1 protein-coding gene is annotated in these 533 nt (G+C 56.5%); it reads right to left on the minus strand.

Annotation, left to right across the window (positions count from 1 at the left end):
- Window positions 1-533: hypothetical protein (locus tag ACNRUY_RS26750; protein ID WP_488114705.1), on the minus strand; the 533-nt coding region annotated here is incomplete at both ends.

A 533-nucleotide genomic window follows, 5' to 3' on the forward strand; every position in this document is an offset into this window, starting at 1 on the left:
ATCGACGTCGTTACTGGTGGCACTCTGGTGACCGCTAATGGCCCAGTCAGACCCTTTTGAGTCTACGACGGTATCCGTATGACTCTGGTCGGAGGACCCCTGATACGATGAGGCGTTATCAAAGATCACCCCTCGCTGGGCAATGTTCCCCTGGGCATCCAGTTCCACGGCTGCCAGTTTATAAGCATCACTGGTTTCAACCACCAAGCCAGCCCCGGTGGCATTGGAGACTATACCGGTGGTCTGTACGGTGTTAATGCCGGTAAAGGTGGTTTTCAGCCAGTTGCCAAAGGTGGCGGTCACCTGTTGCAGGCTGTCGATATTCCAGCTCTGGGTGGTGCGGCTGTCCACTACCTGGTCAGCCCCGGTGCCTTCAAAGCGGCTGGCTTCCGTAAAGCGAACGCCCCGGTCTGCAATGGATCCATCACCGTTCAGCAGGGCGGCAGTTACATGATGAGTGTTGGTGACTTCAGCCGCCAGAACGTTACCGGTGTTGTTGGTGACTGTACCGGTGGTCTGTACCTCTTCCACCT

The sequence above is a fragment of the Endozoicomonas sp. Z74 genome, assembly GCF_057680865.1.